The organism is Streptomyces sp. T12, from assembly GCF_028736035.1.
In the GTDB taxonomy this organism is placed as follows: domain Bacteria; phylum Actinomycetota; class Actinomycetes; order Streptomycetales; family Streptomycetaceae; genus Streptomyces.
On the sequence record NZ_CP117866.1, the window covers coordinates 4,328,291 to 4,344,597 of the forward strand.

A 16,307-nucleotide genomic window follows, 5' to 3' on the forward strand; every position below is an offset into this window, starting at 1 on the left:
TTGGCCCCTCGGTGGGGCCTCGACCAGATTCACACGGGCGATAACCCCACGCATCTCGATCAGTTACGCCGCGTAGTTCTCTCCTGCTCATCGGCGGCGCCGCCCGCCCCGACCAGCCCCGTCCGCATCCCCTCCAGCCGCCCGGCGAACCGCCGCATCTCCCGCTGCCCCACGGTCCCGATGATCCCCGGCAGATACCCGCGCACGCCCTGCATCCCGCGCAGCCACCACTGCCCGTACACATGGCTCGACCGCCGCTCGATCCCCGCCACGATCCGGTCGACCGCCGGCCCCAGCGGATAGGTCTTGTTGGACGGCCAGGGCAGCCGCTTCCTCAACTCCCGCATGACGTCGTCCTGATCGGCCCCGCGCACCATGTCGGTGTCGGTCCAGGACAGATACCCGACCCCCACCCGTACACCCTGGTAACCGACTTCGGCCCGCAGGCTGTGCGCGTACGCCTCCACACCCGACTTGGACGCGCAGTACGCGGTCATCATCGGCGCCGGAGTGATCGCCGCGAGCGAGGCGATCTGCAGCAGATACCCCCGGCTCTCCGTCAGCACCGGCAGAAACGCCCGGGCGGTCACCGCCGACCCGATGAGGTTGACCTCGATGACCCGCCGCCACGCCTCGGGATCGGAGTCGACGAACGGCCCGCCGGTCGCGACCCCGGCGTTGGCGACGACGATGTCGACCTTCCCGAACCGCTCCTTGACCTCCCGCGCCACCCGGGCCATCGCCTCGTGGTCGGTGACATCGGCGTACCAGTGGTCGCTGTCGCTGTGCAGCCGTTCGGAGACCTGCTTGAGGGCATCCGGCTCCAGCCCGACGAGCGCCACCTTGGCACCGCGCGCGGAGAGCTTGCGGGCGAGCAGTTCACCGACGCCCCGCGCCGCCCCCGTGACGACGGCGACCTGACCTTCGAGGCTCACCCTGCTCATGCGCCCTCCTTCACCTGCGTGTGGGTCGTACTCCGCGTCTGGGTCGTACTCCGCGTGTACGTCGTGACGAGTTCCCGTATCTTCCCGGTCACCAGCTCGGGTGCCTCGACCGGCGTCATGTGCCCGAGGCCGGGCAGCTCGGTGACGCCGAGACAGTGCGGCAACGCGGCGGCCAGCGAGCGCGCGTGCACCGGCGGTGTCAGGCGGTCGGCTGTCCCGACGACCACCGCGGTCGGCACCGCCAACTCCCGTACGCCGTGGTCGAGATCGAGCAGGTCGAGCACCTGCGACCAGGCGTAGCGCACCTTGCGCGGGCAGGCGTGGACTATCCGCGCACACGCCTCGACCATGTGCGGGGCCGAACCGGGGCCCATCGTCGCGTACCGGAGGACCGCCCTGGCGATCGGCGTGACCGGCCCGAGCGGCGCCCGCGACCCGAGGACGCGCTTGGTCAGCCAGGTCCGCAGCCGCCCCGGCCGTAGGGGTACGACCGTGGACTCGGCGACCAGCCGCGAGGCGCCGGTGCTGCACAGCAGGACGGCACCGGCATGCTCCCGGAACCCCGGGCGCGCGGCAGCGGCCATCACCGTCATGCCGCCCATGGAGTGCCCGGCTATCACCGCCTTCTCGCCGGGTGCGAGCGTCGCCTTCAGTACGGCTTCGAGGTCGTCGGCGAGGGCGTCGGCGCTGCAGGCCGGGCTCGCCGGGCTGCGTCCGTGGCCGCGCTGGTCGTAGGCGATGACCCGGTGGTCGGCGGCCAGCTCCCGGATCTGCGCCGCCCAGAAGGCGGTCGAGCAGGTCCAGCCGTGCGCGAGGACGACGGCGGGCGCGGCGGTGTTGTCCACGGGGCCGTGTATCTCGACGTGCAGCCGGGCGCCGTCGGCGGACAGGGCCGTCAGCTCACGGGCGGGGGCGGGCGGGGCGTAGGGCCCGGAGGCGACGTTCATCAGCCGGCTCACGCGGTCACCTCCGACTTGGCGCCCTTCTCGGCGCCCTTCTCGACCGGCACCCGGACGAGTTCGTACTCCGCCAGATCCACCCGCCGCGTAGCCCGCCGGAACTCCGTTGGCGTACCGGGCCAGATGGTGGTGTTACGGCCGTTCGCGTCCAGGTACCAGCTGGTGCAGCCGCCGGTGTTCCACACCGTCCGCTTCATCCGCTCCTGCACCCGCCGGTTCCAGGCGGCCACGGCGCTCGGCCGGGCGTCGAGAGCCGCACGGCCGCCCAGGACGTTCAACTGGCGTACGAAGTCGGCCATGTAGTTCAGCTGGGACTCGATGATCAGGATCATGGAGGAGTTCCCGAGCCCCGTGTTGGGCCCGATGATGGTCATCCAGTTCGGGAACCCGGCGACGGACGCGCCGCGCAGCGCCTCCATCCCGCCCTTCCACGCCTCGGCGAGGGTCTTGCCGTCCGCCCCCACCACCCGCTCGGCGATGGGCATGTCGGTGACATGGAACCCCGTCCCGAAGACGATCGCGTCGACCTCGGCCGCACTCCCGTCGGCCGCCACGACGGTGGAGCCGCGGATCTCGCTCAGTCCGCCGGCGACGACGTCCACGTTGGGCTGGGCCAGCGCCGGGTAGTACTCGCTGCTCAGCAGGATCCGCTTGCAGCCGATGCGGTAGTCCGGGGTCAGCTTGGCGCGCAGGACCGGGTCCTTGATGGATCGGCCCATGTTCCGCTTGGCCAACTGCTCGATCAGGCCCAGCTGGTCGGGGTGCTTGGTGAAGGCCTGCACCTGCAACTCCCGGATGCCCCACAGCAGCCCGCGCCGCAGCTGCGCGGTGAAGGGCAGGGCCCGGTGCAGGGAGCGCTCGGCGCCGCTGATGGCGCGGTCGACGCGGGGCATGACCCAGGGCGGGGTGCGCTGGAAGAGCGTGAGCCGCTCGACCTCGGGCTGGACGGCCGGCACGATCTGGATGGCGGAGGCGCCGGTGCCGACCATGGCGACGCGCTTGCCGCGCAGGTCGTAGTCGTGGTCCCAGCGGGCGGAGTGGAAGACCTTCCCGGGGAAGGAGTCCAGCCCCGGGATGTCGGGGATCTTGGGGTCGGACAGCGGTCCGGTGGCCGAGACGACGAAGTCGGCCGACAGACTCCCGCTGCTGGTCTCGATGTCCCAGCACAGCCGCTCGCCGTTCCAGGTCATCCGCTTCACCTCCGAGTTGAAGCGGATGTGGGGGCGCAGCCGGAAGACGTCCGTGACGTGCTCCAGGTAGGCGCGGATGTGCTCCTGCCCGGAGAAGGTGCGCGGCCAGTCGGGATGGGGCGCGAAGGAGAACGAGTACAGATGGGACGGCACGTCGCACGCGCACCCCGGATAGGTGTTGTCCCGCCAGGTGCCGCCGACGCCGTCGGCCCGCTCCAGGACGACGAAGTCGGTGACGCCCTCGCGCCGCAGCCGTACGGCGGCCCCCAGCCCGCCGAACCCGGACCCGACCACCGCGACCCGCACATGTTCGCGTTCGGCCATGCCTGTGCCTCCATGCCTCACCGGGAACGTCACCCCGGAACCGGAACCATGCCAGTGAACACTGGCGCAATGGGGAGAGTAGAGGAGGTCTGTACCGACCGGTAGGGGTCGGTCGAGGAAAGTCACCGAGGAAAGTTACCGCCGGTACGACTTAAGGTTCCCAGGTGACCGAGAAGCGTGAATACCGCATGGAGGAGCTGGCCCGCATGGCCGGCATCACGGTGCGCACCCTGCGCTTCTACCGCGAACGCAAACTGATCCCGCCGCCCCGCCGCGAGGGCCGCCTCGCCTGGTACGACGACCACCACCTGGCCCGCCTGCGCACGATCGCCGCCCTCCTGGAGCGCGGCCACACCCTCACCGGCATCGCGGAACTGGCGGAGGCCCTCGACCACGGCCGCGACGTCGCCGACCTGCTCGGCGTCGCCGCCCCCACCGAGGAGGAGCCGGTCCACCTCACCCCCGAGGAACTCGCCTCCCGCTTCGAGGGCCAGGTCACCCCGGAGAACCTCGCCCTCGCCCTGGACCTCGGCTACCTCGGCACCGACGGCGACGAGATCGTCCACATCAGCCGCAGCCTGCTGGACGTCTCCTCGGCCCTGGTCCGCGAGGGCATCCCCCTCGCGGAGGTCCTGGCAGCGGGCAAGCGCGTCCGCGAACACGTCGACGACCTCGCGGAGATGTTCGCCGACCTGGTACTCCGCTACGCCCACGACAACGACCTCCAACGCCTGCGCCCCCTCGCCCGCAGCGTGGTGGAGGCGGAGCTGTCCCTGGCACTGGACCGGCGGCTGCGGCAGCAGAACAAGCAGGCCTAACGGTCGTAGACCACCGTCACCGGCGCATGATCCGACCACCGCTCCCCATGCGTCGCCGCCCGCTCGACGTACCCCTTGAGCGCCTTGGCGGCGAGCCCCGGCGTCGCCACGTGGTAGTCGATGCGCCAGCCGGTGTCGTTGTCGAAGGCGCGCCCGCGGTACGACCACCAGGAGTACGGCCCCTCGGTGTCCGGGTGCAGCGACCGTACGACGTCGACGTAGCCGCCGGCGGTGGGGGCGAACACCTCGCCGAACCACTCGCGCTCCTCCGGCAGGAAACCGGAGTTCTTGGTGTTGCCGCGCCAGTTCTTCAGGTCGGCCTGCTGGTGGGCGATGTTCCAGTCGCCGCAGACGAGGACCTCGCGGCCGTCGGCGGCGGCGCGCTCGCGCAGGTCCTTCAGATAGGCGAGGAACTCGCCCATGAAGCGAACCTTCTCGTCCTGCCGCTCGGTGCCCACCTCGCCGGAGGGAAGGTAGAGGGAGGCGACCGTCACACCGGGCAGGTCGGCCTCGACGTAACGCCCGCTGGCGTCGAACACACTCGACCCGAAGCCGACCTGGATGCGGTCGGGCTCACGGCGGGTGTAGAGGGAGACGCCGGCGCGCCCCTTGGCGGCCGCGGGCGCGTGCACGACGTGCCAGCCGTCGGGCGTGCGGACGTGCTCGGGCAGCTGCTGCGGCTCCGCGCGCACCTCCTGCAGGCACAGCACATCGGCTTCGGTGCCGGCGAGCCACTCCACGAAGCCCTTCTTCGCGGCGGCGCGCAGCCCGTTTACATTCACAGAGGTCACAGTGAGCACCCCGGCACCATACCGGCACACTGGACGTTGTCCGATTCTGGAACCTCTTGATCTTGAATTGATATACGGTAACCTGCATGCATATACGTCACGTCTCCTTCGACCACCCCGACGCCCTCAAGCTCAGCGACCAGGTGCAGGCCGAGTACGGCGCCCGCTACGGCGACGACGGCGACGCCACGCCCCTCGCCCCGGCGGACTTCGAGCCGCCGAACGGCCTCTACCTGATCGCCTACGACGAGCTCGGCACCCCCGTCGCCTCCGGCGGCTGGCGCGCCCAGGACGAGAACGGCGAGGGCAACGCGGACGGAGACGCCGAGCTCAAGCGGATGTACGTCGTCGAGCGGATGCGCGGGCGGGGCCTGGCGAGACGCATCCTGGCCGCGCTGGAGGAGGACGCGCGTGCGGCCGGCCGCACGCGCATGGTGCTGGAGACCGGCTCCAAGCAGCCCGAGGCGGTGGCGCTGTACACGTCCAGCGGGTACGAGCCGTGCGAGAAGTTCGGCTACTACCGCTTCCATGAGCTGAGCCTGTGTTTCGCCAAGGCGCTGTGAGCTCGGGAGGGTCAACCGCCCGCTGAGCGGCGGTTGATGCGGTACACGTCCCGCACACAGAGGTTGAGGACGGCGGCGGCGACGACCAGACCGGCGCACGCCACCAGCACCGTCCGGTTGTCCCAGGTGCCGACAGCGAGGGCGGTCAGAAGGTAGCCGAGGGGAATCGCCAGCCGTTCACCGACACTGTTGAACGCACTCAAGCGCCCCAACTCGCCCTGCGGCACGTGCTGTTGGAAGGCGGTCGACCACGCGACGATCGCCACGTCCAGCCCGACCCCCGCGAGCAGCGCGGCCAACAGCACCCAGGGCAACGGCAGTCCCCAGCCCATGACGAACAGCGGCGCGGCGAGCGGCATGCCGCCCGCGACGGCCACCGCGAGCAACCGGTACGGCCGCCAGCGCAGACACACCACCGTCCCGGCCAGCAGCCCCGCCGCGAACGCGCCCTGCACCAGACCCCAGTCGCGCGCCCCCGCGTACCGCTGTGCCGCCACGACGGGCCCGAGCAGCTGGAACCCCGCCAGCCATGCGGCCACGACGACGGTCCCGGACGCCGTGTAGGTCCACAGCCAGGTCCGCGACCAGAAGCCGGTCCATCCCTGCCGCAGATCGCTCAGGGCGCCGGTTACGGTGACCGGCGCGTCCAGGCGCAGCCCGAGCAGCAGTACGGCGGCGACGGCGAAGGTGAGCGCGTCCCAGGCCAGTGCCCAGGCCGGGCCGCTGACCGCGACGACGACTCCGCCGACGGCCGGTCCGAGCACCTTGACGGCGTTGCCCGGCAGCCTGAGCAGGGCGTTGGCCTGCTGCAACTGCTCCACGGGGACGATCTGGCCCACGGCGCCCTGAGCGGCGGGCACCGTGAAGGCCATCGCCGTGCCGGATACGAAGCCGCAGACCGCGATGGAGCTCGTCGACGCGTGCCCCGTGGCGACGATCACAGCGAGCGCCCCCTGGGCGGCGGCCGCCAGCAGATTGCCGAGGAAGAGCATCCGGCTCCGGGACAACCGGTCCGCGAGCACTCCGCCCACGAGAAGGAACACGACGGTCGGCACGGTGTTCGTGGCCAGCACCAGCCCGAGGTCCCCGGCTCCGCCGCCCTCCCCGATCACGGAGTAGGCGAGCGCGAGGGGCGCCATGGCGGACCCGGTGGCGGAGACGAGATTGGCCCACAGGAACCGCCGGAAGGCCACGCTCCGCAACGGCGCCGTACGCGAGGCCGGTAACGCTGCGGCGGCCTTCTCCACGCTCCCCCTCAAGACGCTGGCTCTTGGAATCAACCTTGGGAACAGACCAGGAAACAACAAAGATCCCGCCCGATCAACCGATCGGACGGGATCTTTCAACTCCCAAGTTCCCTTGGAAAGTTGTTGCGGTGGACCTGAGGGGATTTGAACCCCTGGCCCCCTCGATGCGAACGAGGTGCGCTACCGGACTGCGCCACAGGCCCTTGCAACGAGTGAAACTTTAGCACCCCGATCGGCCTGCTTGGAAATCCGTTCCCCGCCCGGACCGGTGGCTACTCGTTCGCCGCGCGCGGGCGGTCGCCGTCCTCGTACTGGTCGAACAACGGCGTACGGCCCCGCTCGCGCGCCCGGCGGGCGGAAGCGGCGCGGCGGGCGTCGCTACGACCGCCCCCCTCGGCCTTGTCCTCGTCGCGAGCCGCCTCGTCCGACTCAGCGCCCCGCGCGGAACCGTCCCGAGGCGCACCCTCGCGAGCCGCACCGTCCCGCCTCGCACCGTCCCGCCTCGCACCGGCGGAAGCAGAGCCTGCCTCGGCCCCCGCGTCCCGGTCCCGCCCGACGGAGCTCGACCGTGCCGAGCTCCACGCGTCCGGCGCGCCGAGATCCACGTCGGAGGTGGCCCGCGGAGCGACCGGCGCGGTCACATACGTCGGCAACGGCACCGGCACCGGCTCCCAGCTGTCCCCGTGCCCGGGCCGCCGCTGCCGCTCGCGCTGCTGGTCGACCCACTCGGCGTGATCGGTCTGCTCGACGAGGGCGCGCCGGTCCGCGGCGAGCGCGGACATCCCGGTGTCCGTACCTGGTTCGGGCCTCTCGTCGGGCTCGTCGATCCCGGCACCGGTGTCGGCGGTGCCGCGCCGGCGGGACTGGCGCGCATGCTCGCGCAGCCGCTGCGCGGCGACCTCGGCGCTGCGCCGGTCCATCTGGTAGGCGAACCGGCGGCGCTCCTGGGAGCGCAGATACGCGATGTACCCGCTGAGCATCACGGCGGGAACGCCGGGCGCCCACAGGAACGCGAGCCCGCCGACCGCGGCGACGATCGCGCCGAGCGTGAAGGCGAGGAAGAGGACGACGGTGGTGCGTCTACGGCGCGCCAGCACCTTCAAGCGCCGCGCCCGTGCCGCGGCCGCCTCGTCCGAAGGGGGACGCCGGGCCGCGGGCACGCGCTTGCGCGCCTTGTCCGCCGGACCGGAGCCCGGTTCGGGCACGGATGCGTTGGCGCGTTCCGGTGCCTGCTTGGGCGCTGGTACGCGGGGGGATTCACGCGCCGGCTCCGGGCGCTCCGGTGCCGGGGCCTGAACCGCCGCCTGGGTCTGCGGACGGGTCGGAGGCATGGCGAAGGCCCGGACGTCCACCGACTCGGTGACGTCGCCCGGGTCATCGGCGCTGGGCTCCCCCTCGTCGGTGGAGCGCGCGCGCAGGTCCTTGGCGTACCGGCGCTCCATCCCCGCCCGTCCGGACAGCAACCGGATGGCTGTGCTGAAGCGTTCCGTCGGACGGGCCTCGTTCAGCTCGTCCTGCCTACGGAGCCACATCGGCACCAAGTAGGCGGCCCAGGCCCCGACAATGACTGCGTAGATGAGGCCGCTGCTGCTCACGCCTCACACGGTAGAGGGGTTTGCGTGAGGCCATCTGCCAATTGAGCCGGTGTGTCGCACGATCTGGCTGATATTTCGAACTTTTTTTGTGACCGATGCGATCAGCAGCCCACCGAGGGCGGGAATTTAATGCCCCGAGCCGGTCATCCGGCGATCAATTTCGAACACTTATTCAATTTCCGGGGCTCCTTCCCGGCTACGCGGGATTCCCCTGGGTGTTCTGCGGGTTGGTGTGCGGCGTCTGCTGCGAGCGTGCCCGGTGCCAGCGGCTCAGCAACCCTTCCGGCACCTCCTCCGCCGTGAGCGCGAAGACGAGATGGTCCCGCCAGGCTCCGTCGATGTGGAGATATCGCGGACGCAGCCCCTCCTCGCGGAATCCGAGTTTCTCCACGACCCGGCGGCTCGGGCGGTTCTCGGGGCGAATACAGACCTCGATGCGGTGCAGCCCGACGGTGCGGAAACAGTGGTCCACGACGAGCGCCACGGCGGTCGGCATCACCCCGCGGCCCGCCACCGCCTCGTCCACCCAGTAACCGACGTGCCCCGAACACATCGAGCCCCAGGTGATACCGGCGACCGTCAACTGCCCGACCAGCCGCCCCTGGTACTCGATGACGAACGGCAGTATCCGGCCCGAGTTCGCCTCGGAGCGCAGATGCCGGACCATCTGACGGTAGGTCGGCCGGTGGGCGATCGGCCCACTGGGCGTGGGCGGCGGAATGGTCGCCTCCCAGGGGCGCAGCCAGTCCCGGTTGCGCCGGTTGACCTCGCGCCAGGCCCGTTGGTCGCGCATCTTTATCGGCCGGAGGACGACATCGCCGTCCCCCAGCACGACGGGCCAGGATGGGCTGTTCAGCTCGCACCCCCACTGCTGGGTCTGGGGTGGTCGCCGCCGCGGATCTGGTCGACGGCGTGGATCAGGAGGGGCTCCAGGACGGCCAGGCCGTCCTTCACCCCGCCGCTGGAACCGGGCAGATTGACGATCAGCGTCCGCCGCGCGACTCCGGCCAGGCCCCGTGACAGCGCCGCGGTCGGGACCTTCGCTCGGCCGAACGCCCGGATGGCCTCCGCGATGCCCGGCACCTCGTAGTCGATCACCTCGCGGGTCGCCTCCGGTGTGCGGTCGGTGGGCGAGATGCCGGTGCCGCCCGTGGTCACGATGACGTCGTAACCGGCGTCGACACCGGCGCGCAGGGCGGCGCCGACCGGGTCACCGTCGGGCACGACCTGCGGCCCCTCGACGTCGAAGCCGAAGCCCTTGAGGCCCTCGGCGATCAGCGGGCCGCCTTTGTCCTCGTAGATCCCGGCGGCAGCCCGGTTGGAGGCGGTGACGACAAGAGCGCGATACGTCATGCCCGGCTCCAGTCGCCCGACTTGCCGCCCGTCTTCTCCTCGACCCGTACGTCCGTGATGACCGCTCCCTTGTCGACCGCCTTGACCATGTCGATCACGGTGAGCGCGGCGACGGAGACGGCGGTGAGGGCCTCCATCTCGACGCCCGTGCGGTCCGTGGTCTTCACGGTGGCAACGATCTGCACGGCGTCGTCCGCGACCGACAGATCCAGTTTCACACCGGACACCGACAACGGGTGGCACAGCGGGATCAGGTCCGGGGTGCGTTTGGCGCCCATGATGCCCGCGATGCGCGCGGTGGCCAGGGCGTCGCCCTTGGGGACGCCTTCACCGCGCAGCAGCTCGATCACGCGGGGTGAGACGAGGACCCGGCCGCTGGCGCGGGCGGTGCGCGCGGTCACGTCCTTGCCGGAGACGTCGACCATGCGGGCCGCGCCCGCGTCGTCGATATGCGTGAGTCGGTCCTGCGTGGGTCGGTCCTGCATGCTCATGCTTGTGTGGCGCTCCCGGTCCGGGCCCGCCGCGGTGCGGCGCACGGGCCTGCTGTGCGCGACACGGTACCGCGGGCCAGGGCCTCTCAGCCGAGCAGGACCACCTCGACCTCGCTGCCGGGCTCGACGCTCACCACGTCCTCGGGGACCACGATCAGCGCGTCCGCGTGCGCGAGGGCCGCGATCAGATGGGATCCGGCGCCGCCGACCGGCCGCACCGCGCCATCGGCGTACGTCCCGCGCAGGAACTGTCGGCGCCCCTTGGGCGAGCTCAGGGCCTCATCCGCCGACAGGGTCGCGGTCGTCCGCGGCCGGTGGACGTCCTCCAGGCCCATCAGGGTGCGGATCGCGGGGCGCACGAACAGTTCGAAGGAGACGTACGACGACACGGGGTTGCCCGGGAGCGCGAGCAGCGGGGTGTGGTCGGGGCCGATGGAGCCGAAGCCCTGGGGCTTGCCGGGCTGCATGGCGAGCTTGCGGAACTCGACGCCGCTGCCGGCCTCGTCCTCGTCGCCGACGTGGGACAGCGCCTCCTTGACGACGTCGTAGGCCCCGACGCTCACGCCGCCGGTGGTGACCACGAGGTCGGCGCGGACGAGCTGGTCCTCGATGGTGGAGCGCAGGGTCTCGGCGTCGTCGGCGACGGCGCCCACGCGGTAGGCGATGGCGCCGGCGTCACGGGCCGCGGCGGTGAGGGCGAAGCTGTTGGAGTCGTAGATCTGGCCGCTGCCCAGGTCCTCGTCGGGCTGGACGAGTTCGCTGCCGGTGGACATGACGACCACGCGCGGGCGGGGGCGTACGCGGACCGTGCCGCGGCCGATCGCGGCGAGCAGGGCGATCTGCGGCGGGCCGAGGACGGTGCCGGCTTCGAGGGCACGGTCGCCGGACTTCACGTCGCTGCCCTTCGCGCGTACGTGCGCGCGTGCCTCGGCCGGCCGGTAGACGTGCACCTGGCCGTGGGCGCCCTCGGGGGCGAGGCTGCGGGCCTGCATCCCGGTCACCGGGCCCTCGCCGAGGCCGCCGTCGGTCCACTCCACCGGCACGACGGTTTCGGCGCCGGGCGGCAGTGGGGCGCCGGTCATGATGCGGGCGGCCTGGCCGGGGCCCACCTGGAGCAGCTCGGCCTGGCCCGCCGCGACGTCCCCGACGACCTCCAGGACGGCGGGGAACTCCTCGCTCGCGCCCGCGACATCCGCGACCCGCACCGCGTACCCGTCCATGGAGCTGTTGTCGAACGGCGGCAGGGACACCGGCACCGTGACGTCCTCGACCAGGACGCAGCCCTGGGCGTCGAGGAGTTGCAGCTCGATGGGTTCGAGGGGGCGGACGGTCGCGAGGATGTCCTCCAGGTGCTCGTCCACCGACCAGAGGTGGTCCTGGCCGGCGGGGCGGGTCGCGGCGGTGCTCAAAGTGCTACATCTCCTCGGCTACGTAACTGCGAAGCCAGGTCCGGAAGTCCGGGCCCAGGTCTTCACGTTCGCATGCGAGTCTGACAATGGCACGCAGATAGTCGCCCCGGTCACCGGTGTCATAGCGGCGGCCCTTGAAGACGACGCCGTGCACCGGGCCGCCGACCTTCTCGTCCTGCGAGAGCTGCTGGAGGGCGTCGGTGAGCTGGATCTCGCCGCCGCGGCCCGGCTCCGTCTTGCGCAGTATGTCGAAGATGTGCGGGTCGAGGACGTAACGGCCGATGATCGCGTAGTTCGACGGGGCGTCGGCCGCGGCGGGCTTCTCGACGAGGTCGTGCACCTTGACCACGTCGCTGTCCTCGGTGGGGTCCACGGCCGCACAACCGTAGAGATGGATCTGCTCGGGCGCGACCTCCATGAGCGCGATGACGCTGCCGCCGCGCTGCTCCTGCACCTCGACCATCCGCTTGAGCAGCGGGTCGCGCGGGTCGATCAGGTCGTCGCCGAGCAGGACGGCGAAGGGCTCGTGGCCGACGTGCGGGGCGGCGCACAGGACGGCGTGGCCGAGGCCCCTGGGGTCGCCCTGGCGGACGTAGTGCATGGTCGCGAGGTCGCTGGACTCCTGCACCTTCGCGAGCCGGCCGGCGTCGCCCTTCTTCTGCAGGGCGGATTCCAGCTCGTAGTTGCGGTCGAAGTGGTCCTCCAGGGGGCGCTTGTTGCGGCCCGTGATCATGAGGACGTCGTCGAGGCCCGCGGAGACGGCCTCTTCGACCACGTACTGGATCGCCGGCTTGTCGACGACCGGCAGCATCTCCTTGGGAGTGGCTTTGGTGGCCGGCAGGAAGCGGGTACCGAGGCCCGCTGCGGGGATGACAGCCTTGCTGATCCGAGGGTGCGACTGAGTCATGCCCGACACCATATCCGGTGCCTTTGCAGGGAATCTGAGGCTCCGGTTATTTGGCTCTCATATGAGCGCATTAGGAAGGGTTCGGGAACGACCAGTGAGTCACATCGGGCGTCCGGCCGAGACTGACAAGCGAATGTTGCGGCGAGAGTTCCTCGCGGTGAGAAGCAGGTTGACAGCGGTTGACGTGCAGGTATCGGCGACCGCGCTGGCCGGGCGGGCACTGGAGCTGCCCGAGCTGGCGCATGCGCGCACGGTGGCGGCGTACGTCTCCGTGGGCAGTGAACCCGGCACGCTCGCGCTGCTGGACGCACTGCGCGCGCGGGGCGTGCGCGTCCTGCTGCCCGCCCTCCTGCCCGACAACGACCTCGACTGGGGCGCGTACACCGGAGAGGACTCCCTCGCCCGCGTCCAACACGGCGGAAAGATGGCCCTCTTCGAGCCCACCGGCGAGCGCCTCGGCCCGGACGCCGTGACCGAGGCCGACGTCGTACTGCTGCCGGGCCTCGCGGTCGACGCGCGCGGGATGCGCCTGGGGCGCGGCGGAGGGTCGTACGACCGTGTCCTCGCCCGGCTGGAAGGCGCGGGCGCCCATCCCTCGCTCGTGGTGCTGCTGTACGACTCCGAGGTCGTCGCACGCGTCCCGGAAGAGCCGCACGACCGGCCGGTGCACGCGGTGGTGACGCCGTCGGGCACGCGCCGTTTCCGGGAGCCCTGAGCCGCGCTCGGCATGCGAAGGGGCCCTCCGCGCGCGCGTGGAGGGCCCCTTCGGTCGTTCGACCGTCAGTGGGTCACGGCTTGAGCACCAGGGTGTCGCTCGTGCTCTCGTCGACCGCGCCGTCCGAGAAGGACCAGTCGAGCAGTTCGCCGTCGGCCCACTTGTCCGTCTGGTCGGTGTAGTGGGCGCTGTAGGCGTGCCCGGAGGCACCGGTGAGGTTGATCCACTTCGACTTGTCGAGGTCGCCGAGGTTGACCACCATCCGCATCGACGGCACCCAGACGACGCCGTAGCCGCCGGCGGCGTTCCAGCCCGAGGCGTTGACCGTGGCCTCGCCGCCGCTGAGCTTCCAGGGGCCGCGGTTGAGGACGTACTGCAGGAAGCCGGGGCCGTCGGTGCCGAGGGTCTGGTTCTTCAGGAACAGGCGGTGCAGCCGGCCCCAGCTCCAGGTGTCGATGTCCTTGCCGAGCTTGGCGGTCAGCTCCCAGCGGGCGTCGATCATGGCGCGCTTGAACAGGTCGTCACGGTTGTGCACCGCGCGCGGCCGGGTGAGCGACTTGGGTGTGGTCCACCAGTCGCTCTTCGGGTCCTCCATGAGGGTGCGCACGACCTCGAACCAGCGGTCGCCGCCGTCCGGCTGCGCCTGGTCGGCCTCGCGCTCACCGCACTCGCGCACCTTCTGCGTCTCGTCCGCGGGGCCGGTGGTGTTCACGGGATCGACCCACAGGCACTGGCCCTCGACCCGCAGCTCCTTGGGCAGCTTGTTGCCGAAGGCGAGCTTGAGGATGTTGCGCCAGACCGAGTTGAAGTAGGCGGCCGCCGCCGAGTCGGCGTCCTGGGTGTAGTCCCAGCCCTCCAGGAGCTCCTGCGCCTGGCGGACGTCCTTGTCGTCGATGTCGATCTTCAGCAGCTTGGGCACCAGCAGCTTGGCGATCTCGCTGCTGTTGTCCAGCTGCATCTGACGCATGTCGTCGGTGGAGATCTTGCCGCCGTCGTCGATCTTCGACTGGATCAGGTCGGTGATGCGCTGGCTGCGGGCGCCGTAACCCCAGTCCGTGGTGAGCGTGTAGGGGTACTTGGCCTGGTCGACCACGGCCTGGTTGGCGGTGACGATGTAGCCGCGCGCCGGGTTGTACTCGTACGGCAGCTCGTCCTGGTCGATGTAGCCGGTCCAGCGGGACTTGGCGTCCCAGCCCGGCGCCGGGACGGAGCCGTCGTAGCCCTGCGCGCGCGTGGGGATCTTTCCGGGCAGCGTGTAGCCGATGTTGTCCTTGGTGTCGGCGTAGATCAGGTTCTGCGAGGGCACGTCGAACAGGGTGGCCGCGGCTCGGAAGTCGCTCCAGTTCGCCGCCCTGCCCATGGCGAAGACGGCGTCCATGGAGGTGCCCGGGTCCAGCGCGGTCCAGCGCAGCGCTATGCCGTAGCCGTCGCCGCGGTCGGGGGCGGCGGTGTCGACGGCTGCCTTCCTGCCGACCTTCACGAGTTCGCTGCTGCGGTCGGACAGCAGCGGCATCCCGTCCTTGGTCTCCCGGACGACGATCTTCTTGGGCGAGCCGCCGGCGACCTTGATGGTCTCCTCGCGCGCGATGAAGGGCACCGTCTTGCCGTCGTACAGGTAGCCGTCGCCGGAGAGCTTCTCCAGGTAGAGGTCGGTGACGTCGACGCCGGAGTTGGTCATGCCCCAGGCGATGTTCTGGTTGTGGCCGATGACCACGCCGGGCATGCCCGCGAAGGTGTAGCCGGTGACGTCGTACCGGCACGCGCTGGAGACCGAGCGGCAGTGCAGGCCCATCTGGTACCAGACGGACGGCAGCGACGCCGACAGGTGCGGGTCGTTCGCCAGCAGCGGCTTGCCGGTGATGGTGTACTTCCCGCGGACCACCCAGGAGTTGGAGCCGATGCCGTTGCCGTTCACGCCGACGGCCGTCGGGAGGTCGTCCAGGACGTTCTGCAGGCCCGACAGCTGGCTCTGCAGGCCGGCGGTGCCCGAGGCGGAGGACGTGCCGCTCGTGGAGCCGCCGGTCGACGAACCCGCGGAGGACGTGCCGCCGTTCTGCTGGAACGTCTTGGTGACCTCGTCGTACCGGCCCGTCTGGACGATCGTCTTGTTCCGGCCGTACGGGTAGTCCGGGTACAGGTCCGCGATCTCCTTGGGGCCGAGGCGGCTGGTCATCAGGGCGCGGTCGATCTCGTCCTGCATGTTGCCGCGCAGGTCCCAGGCCATCGCCTTCAGCCAGGAGATCGAGTCGACCGGGGTCCATTTCTGCGGCTTGTAGTCGTTGGTGAACCCGAGGGCCGCGTACTCCAGCGAGATGTCCTTGTTGTCCTTGCCGTCCAGGTAGGCGTTGACACCCTTGGCGTAGGCCTGGAGGTACTTCTTGGTGGAGGCCGACAGCGTCTTGTCGTACTCCTGCTGCGCGATCCGGTCCCAGCCGAGGGTGCGCAGGAACTCGTCGTTGTCGACCTGGCTCTTGCCGAACATCTCCGACAGGCGCCCGGACGTCATGTGGCGGCGCACGTCCATCTCGTAGAACCGGTCCTGCGCCTGGACGTAGCCCTGCGCCATGAACAGGTCCTCGTCGGAGGAGGCGTAGATCTGCGGGATGCCGTAGTCGTCGCGCTTCACGTCGACGGGCCCGGACAGGCCTGCGAGCGTGAGGGAGCCCGTGGTCTGCGGGAAGGATGCCCGGACGGTGCTGATGGACCAGTACGCCCCGCCGGTGACGCCTCCGATGAGGGCCAGCACCAGCACTAGGAGCATCAGACGGGCTCTGCGCCCCTTCTTCCTGCCGGACTTGCCGGGCTGCTGACCCGTGGAGGCGGTGGTGTTGGGGGGCATCGCTGTCCTTGCTGTCCTAACGCGAGCGGCAGGCGGTCCTGGAGTGCTGGAGCAACCATAGGCGCAGGGCCCAGTCCAACTTGACGCGGAGTAGGGAACCAGCACGGACGGACGTTCGATCATGCACCGCCGAGTGTCAAGAAATCGTCAAGAGTTAGGTAA

At 70.6% G+C, this 16,307-nt stretch carries 15 protein-coding genes and 1 tRNA gene; 3 read left to right on the top strand and 13 right to left on the bottom strand.

Features of this window, described 5'->3' with window-relative positions; genetic code table 11:
* Positions 1-59: 59 nt before the first annotated feature.
* The 3 genes from PBV52_RS19175 to PBV52_RS19185 are packed head-to-tail and all read right to left on the bottom strand — an operon-like array spanning position 60 to position 3,417.
* A complete protein-coding gene (locus PBV52_RS19175) occupies positions 60-944 on the bottom strand; it encodes an SDR family oxidoreductase (RefSeq protein WP_274239707.1) in 885 nt (294 codons plus the stop codon).
* Positions 941-1,903, bottom strand: a complete 963-nt coding sequence (locus PBV52_RS19180; protein WP_274239708.1) for an alpha/beta fold hydrolase — start codon at positions 1,901-1,903, stop codon at positions 941-943. The genes PBV52_RS19175 and PBV52_RS19180 overlap by 4 nt, the downstream gene beginning before the upstream one ends.
* A complete protein-coding gene (locus PBV52_RS19185) occupies positions 1,900-3,417 on the bottom strand; it encodes an NAD(P)/FAD-dependent oxidoreductase (protein WP_274239709.1) in 1,518 nt (505 codons plus the stop codon). The genes PBV52_RS19180 and PBV52_RS19185 overlap by 4 nt, the downstream gene beginning before the upstream one ends.
* 188 nt (positions 3,418-3,605) lie before the next feature.
* Between PBV52_RS19185 and PBV52_RS19190 the strand changes: the two genes are divergently transcribed.
* On the top strand, positions 3,606-4,235 hold the full coding sequence (locus PBV52_RS19190) for a MerR family transcriptional regulator (RefSeq protein WP_373922016.1): 630 nt from the start codon (positions 3,606-3,608) through the stop codon (positions 4,233-4,235).
* Here PBV52_RS19190 and PBV52_RS19195 read toward each other — a convergent pair.
* A complete protein-coding gene (locus PBV52_RS19195; protein WP_274239711.1) occupies positions 4,232-5,035 on the bottom strand; it encodes an exodeoxyribonuclease III in 804 nt (267 codons plus the stop codon). The two genes, PBV52_RS19190 and PBV52_RS19195, sit on opposite strands and share 4 nt — an antisense overlap.
* A 77-nt stretch (positions 5,036-5,112) precedes the next feature.
* Between PBV52_RS19195 and PBV52_RS19200 the strand changes: the two genes are divergently transcribed.
* Positions 5,113-5,589: a GNAT family N-acetyltransferase gene (locus PBV52_RS19200; protein WP_274239712.1), complete on the top strand. Its 477-nt coding sequence runs from the start codon at positions 5,113-5,115 to the stop codon at positions 5,587-5,589.
* Positions 5,590-5,600: 11 nt separating this feature from the next.
* On the opposite strand, the gene PBV52_RS19205 is transcribed toward PBV52_RS19200, so the two are convergent.
* The 8 genes from PBV52_RS19205 to galU all read right to left on the bottom strand — a co-directional run bounded on the left by PBV52_RS19205 (position 5,601) and on the right by galU (position 12,591).
* Positions 5,601-6,836 (bottom strand): MFS transporter, encoded by a 1,236-nt coding sequence (locus PBV52_RS19205; RefSeq protein ID WP_274239713.1) that lies wholly within the window; start codon positions 6,834-6,836, stop codon positions 5,601-5,603.
* 129 nt (positions 6,837-6,965) lie between these two features.
* Positions 6,966-7,039 (bottom strand) — tRNA-Ala (locus PBV52_RS19210).
* Positions 7,040-7,108: 69 nt separating this feature from the next.
* Positions 7,109-8,431, bottom strand: coding sequence for a gephyrin-like molybdotransferase receptor GlpR (glpR, locus tag PBV52_RS19215; RefSeq protein ID WP_274239714.1), 1,323 nt, complete (start codon positions 8,429-8,431; stop codon positions 7,109-7,111).
* Positions 8,432-8,627: 196 nt separating this feature from the next.
* Positions 8,628-9,263, bottom strand: a complete 636-nt coding sequence (locus PBV52_RS19220; protein ID WP_274239715.1) for a GNAT family N-acetyltransferase — start codon at positions 9,261-9,263, stop codon at positions 8,628-8,630.
* A gap of 20 nt (positions 9,264-9,283) precedes the next feature.
* Positions 9,284-9,784: a molybdenum cofactor biosynthesis protein B gene (locus tag PBV52_RS19225; protein ID WP_274239716.1), complete on the bottom strand. Its 501-nt coding sequence runs from the start codon at positions 9,782-9,784 to the stop codon at positions 9,284-9,286.
* Positions 9,781-10,275 carry a cyclic pyranopterin monophosphate synthase MoaC gene (gene moaC / locus PBV52_RS19230; RefSeq protein ID WP_274239717.1) on the bottom strand — a complete coding sequence of 165 codons (495 nt, stop codon included), beginning with the start codon at positions 10,273-10,275 and terminating at the stop codon, positions 9,781-9,783. Before moaC ends, PBV52_RS19225 begins: the two co-directional genes overlap by 4 nt.
* A gap of 86 nt (positions 10,276-10,361) precedes the next feature.
* Positions 10,362-11,684 carry a gephyrin-like molybdotransferase Glp gene (gene glp, locus PBV52_RS19235; RefSeq protein WP_274239719.1) on the bottom strand — a complete coding sequence of 441 codons (1,323 nt, stop codon included), beginning with the start codon at positions 11,682-11,684 and terminating at the stop codon, positions 10,362-10,364.
* A gap of 4 nt (positions 11,685-11,688) precedes the next feature.
* Positions 11,689-12,591, bottom strand: a complete 903-nt coding sequence (gene galU / locus PBV52_RS19240; RefSeq protein WP_274239720.1) for a UTP--glucose-1-phosphate uridylyltransferase GalU — start codon at positions 12,589-12,591, stop codon at positions 11,689-11,691.
* A 133-nt stretch (positions 12,592-12,724) separates the two neighbouring features.
* Here galU and PBV52_RS19245 point away from each other — a divergent pair, with 133 nt between their 5' ends.
* Positions 12,725-13,306 carry a 5-formyltetrahydrofolate cyclo-ligase gene (locus PBV52_RS19245; RefSeq protein ID WP_274239721.1) on the top strand — a complete coding sequence of 194 codons (582 nt, stop codon included), beginning with the start codon at positions 12,725-12,727 and terminating at the stop codon, positions 13,304-13,306.
* Positions 13,307-13,379: 73 nt separating this feature from the next.
* Here the strand turns inward: PBV52_RS19245 and PBV52_RS19250 are convergent, their stop codons facing one another.
* A complete protein-coding gene (locus tag PBV52_RS19250) occupies positions 13,380-16,145 on the bottom strand; it encodes a penicillin acylase family protein (RefSeq protein WP_274239722.1) in 2,766 nt (921 codons plus the stop codon).
* Positions 16,146-16,307 lie beyond the last annotated feature (162 nt).

Bases quoted from the DNA above. Each gene is read 5' to 3' on its own strand.
- PBV52_RS19175 (WP_274239707.1), bottom strand. From the start codon at position 944: ATGAGCAGGGTGAGCCTCGAAGGTCAGGTCGCCGTCGTCACGGGGGCG.
- PBV52_RS19185 (WP_274239709.1), bottom strand. From the start codon at position 3,417: ATGGCCGAACGCGAACATGTGCGGGTCGCGGTGGTCGGGTCCGGGTTC.
- PBV52_RS19190 (WP_373922016.1), top strand. From the start codon at position 3,606: ATGGAGGAGCTGGCCCGCATGGCCGGCATCACGGTGCGCACCCTGCGC.
- PBV52_RS19200 (WP_274239712.1), top strand. From the start codon at position 5,113: ATGCATATACGTCACGTCTCCTTCGACCACCCCGACGCCCTCAAGCTC.
- PBV52_RS19225 (WP_274239716.1), bottom strand. From the start codon at position 9,784: ATGACGTATCGCGCTCTTGTCGTCACCGCCTCCAACCGGGCTGCCGCC.
- moaC (WP_274239717.1), bottom strand. From the start codon at position 10,275: ATGAGCATGCAGGACCGACCCACGCAGGACCGACTCACGCATATCGAC.
- galU (WP_274239720.1), bottom strand. From the start codon at position 12,591: ATGACTCAGTCGCACCCTCGGATCAGCAAGGCTGTCATCCCCGCAGCG.
- PBV52_RS19245 (WP_274239721.1), top strand. From the start codon at position 12,725: ATGTTGCGGCGAGAGTTCCTCGCGGTGAGAAGCAGGTTGACAGCGGTT.
- PBV52_RS19250 (WP_274239722.1), bottom strand. From the start codon at position 16,145: ATGCCCCCCAACACCACCGCCTCCACGGGTCAGCAGCCCGGCAAGTCC.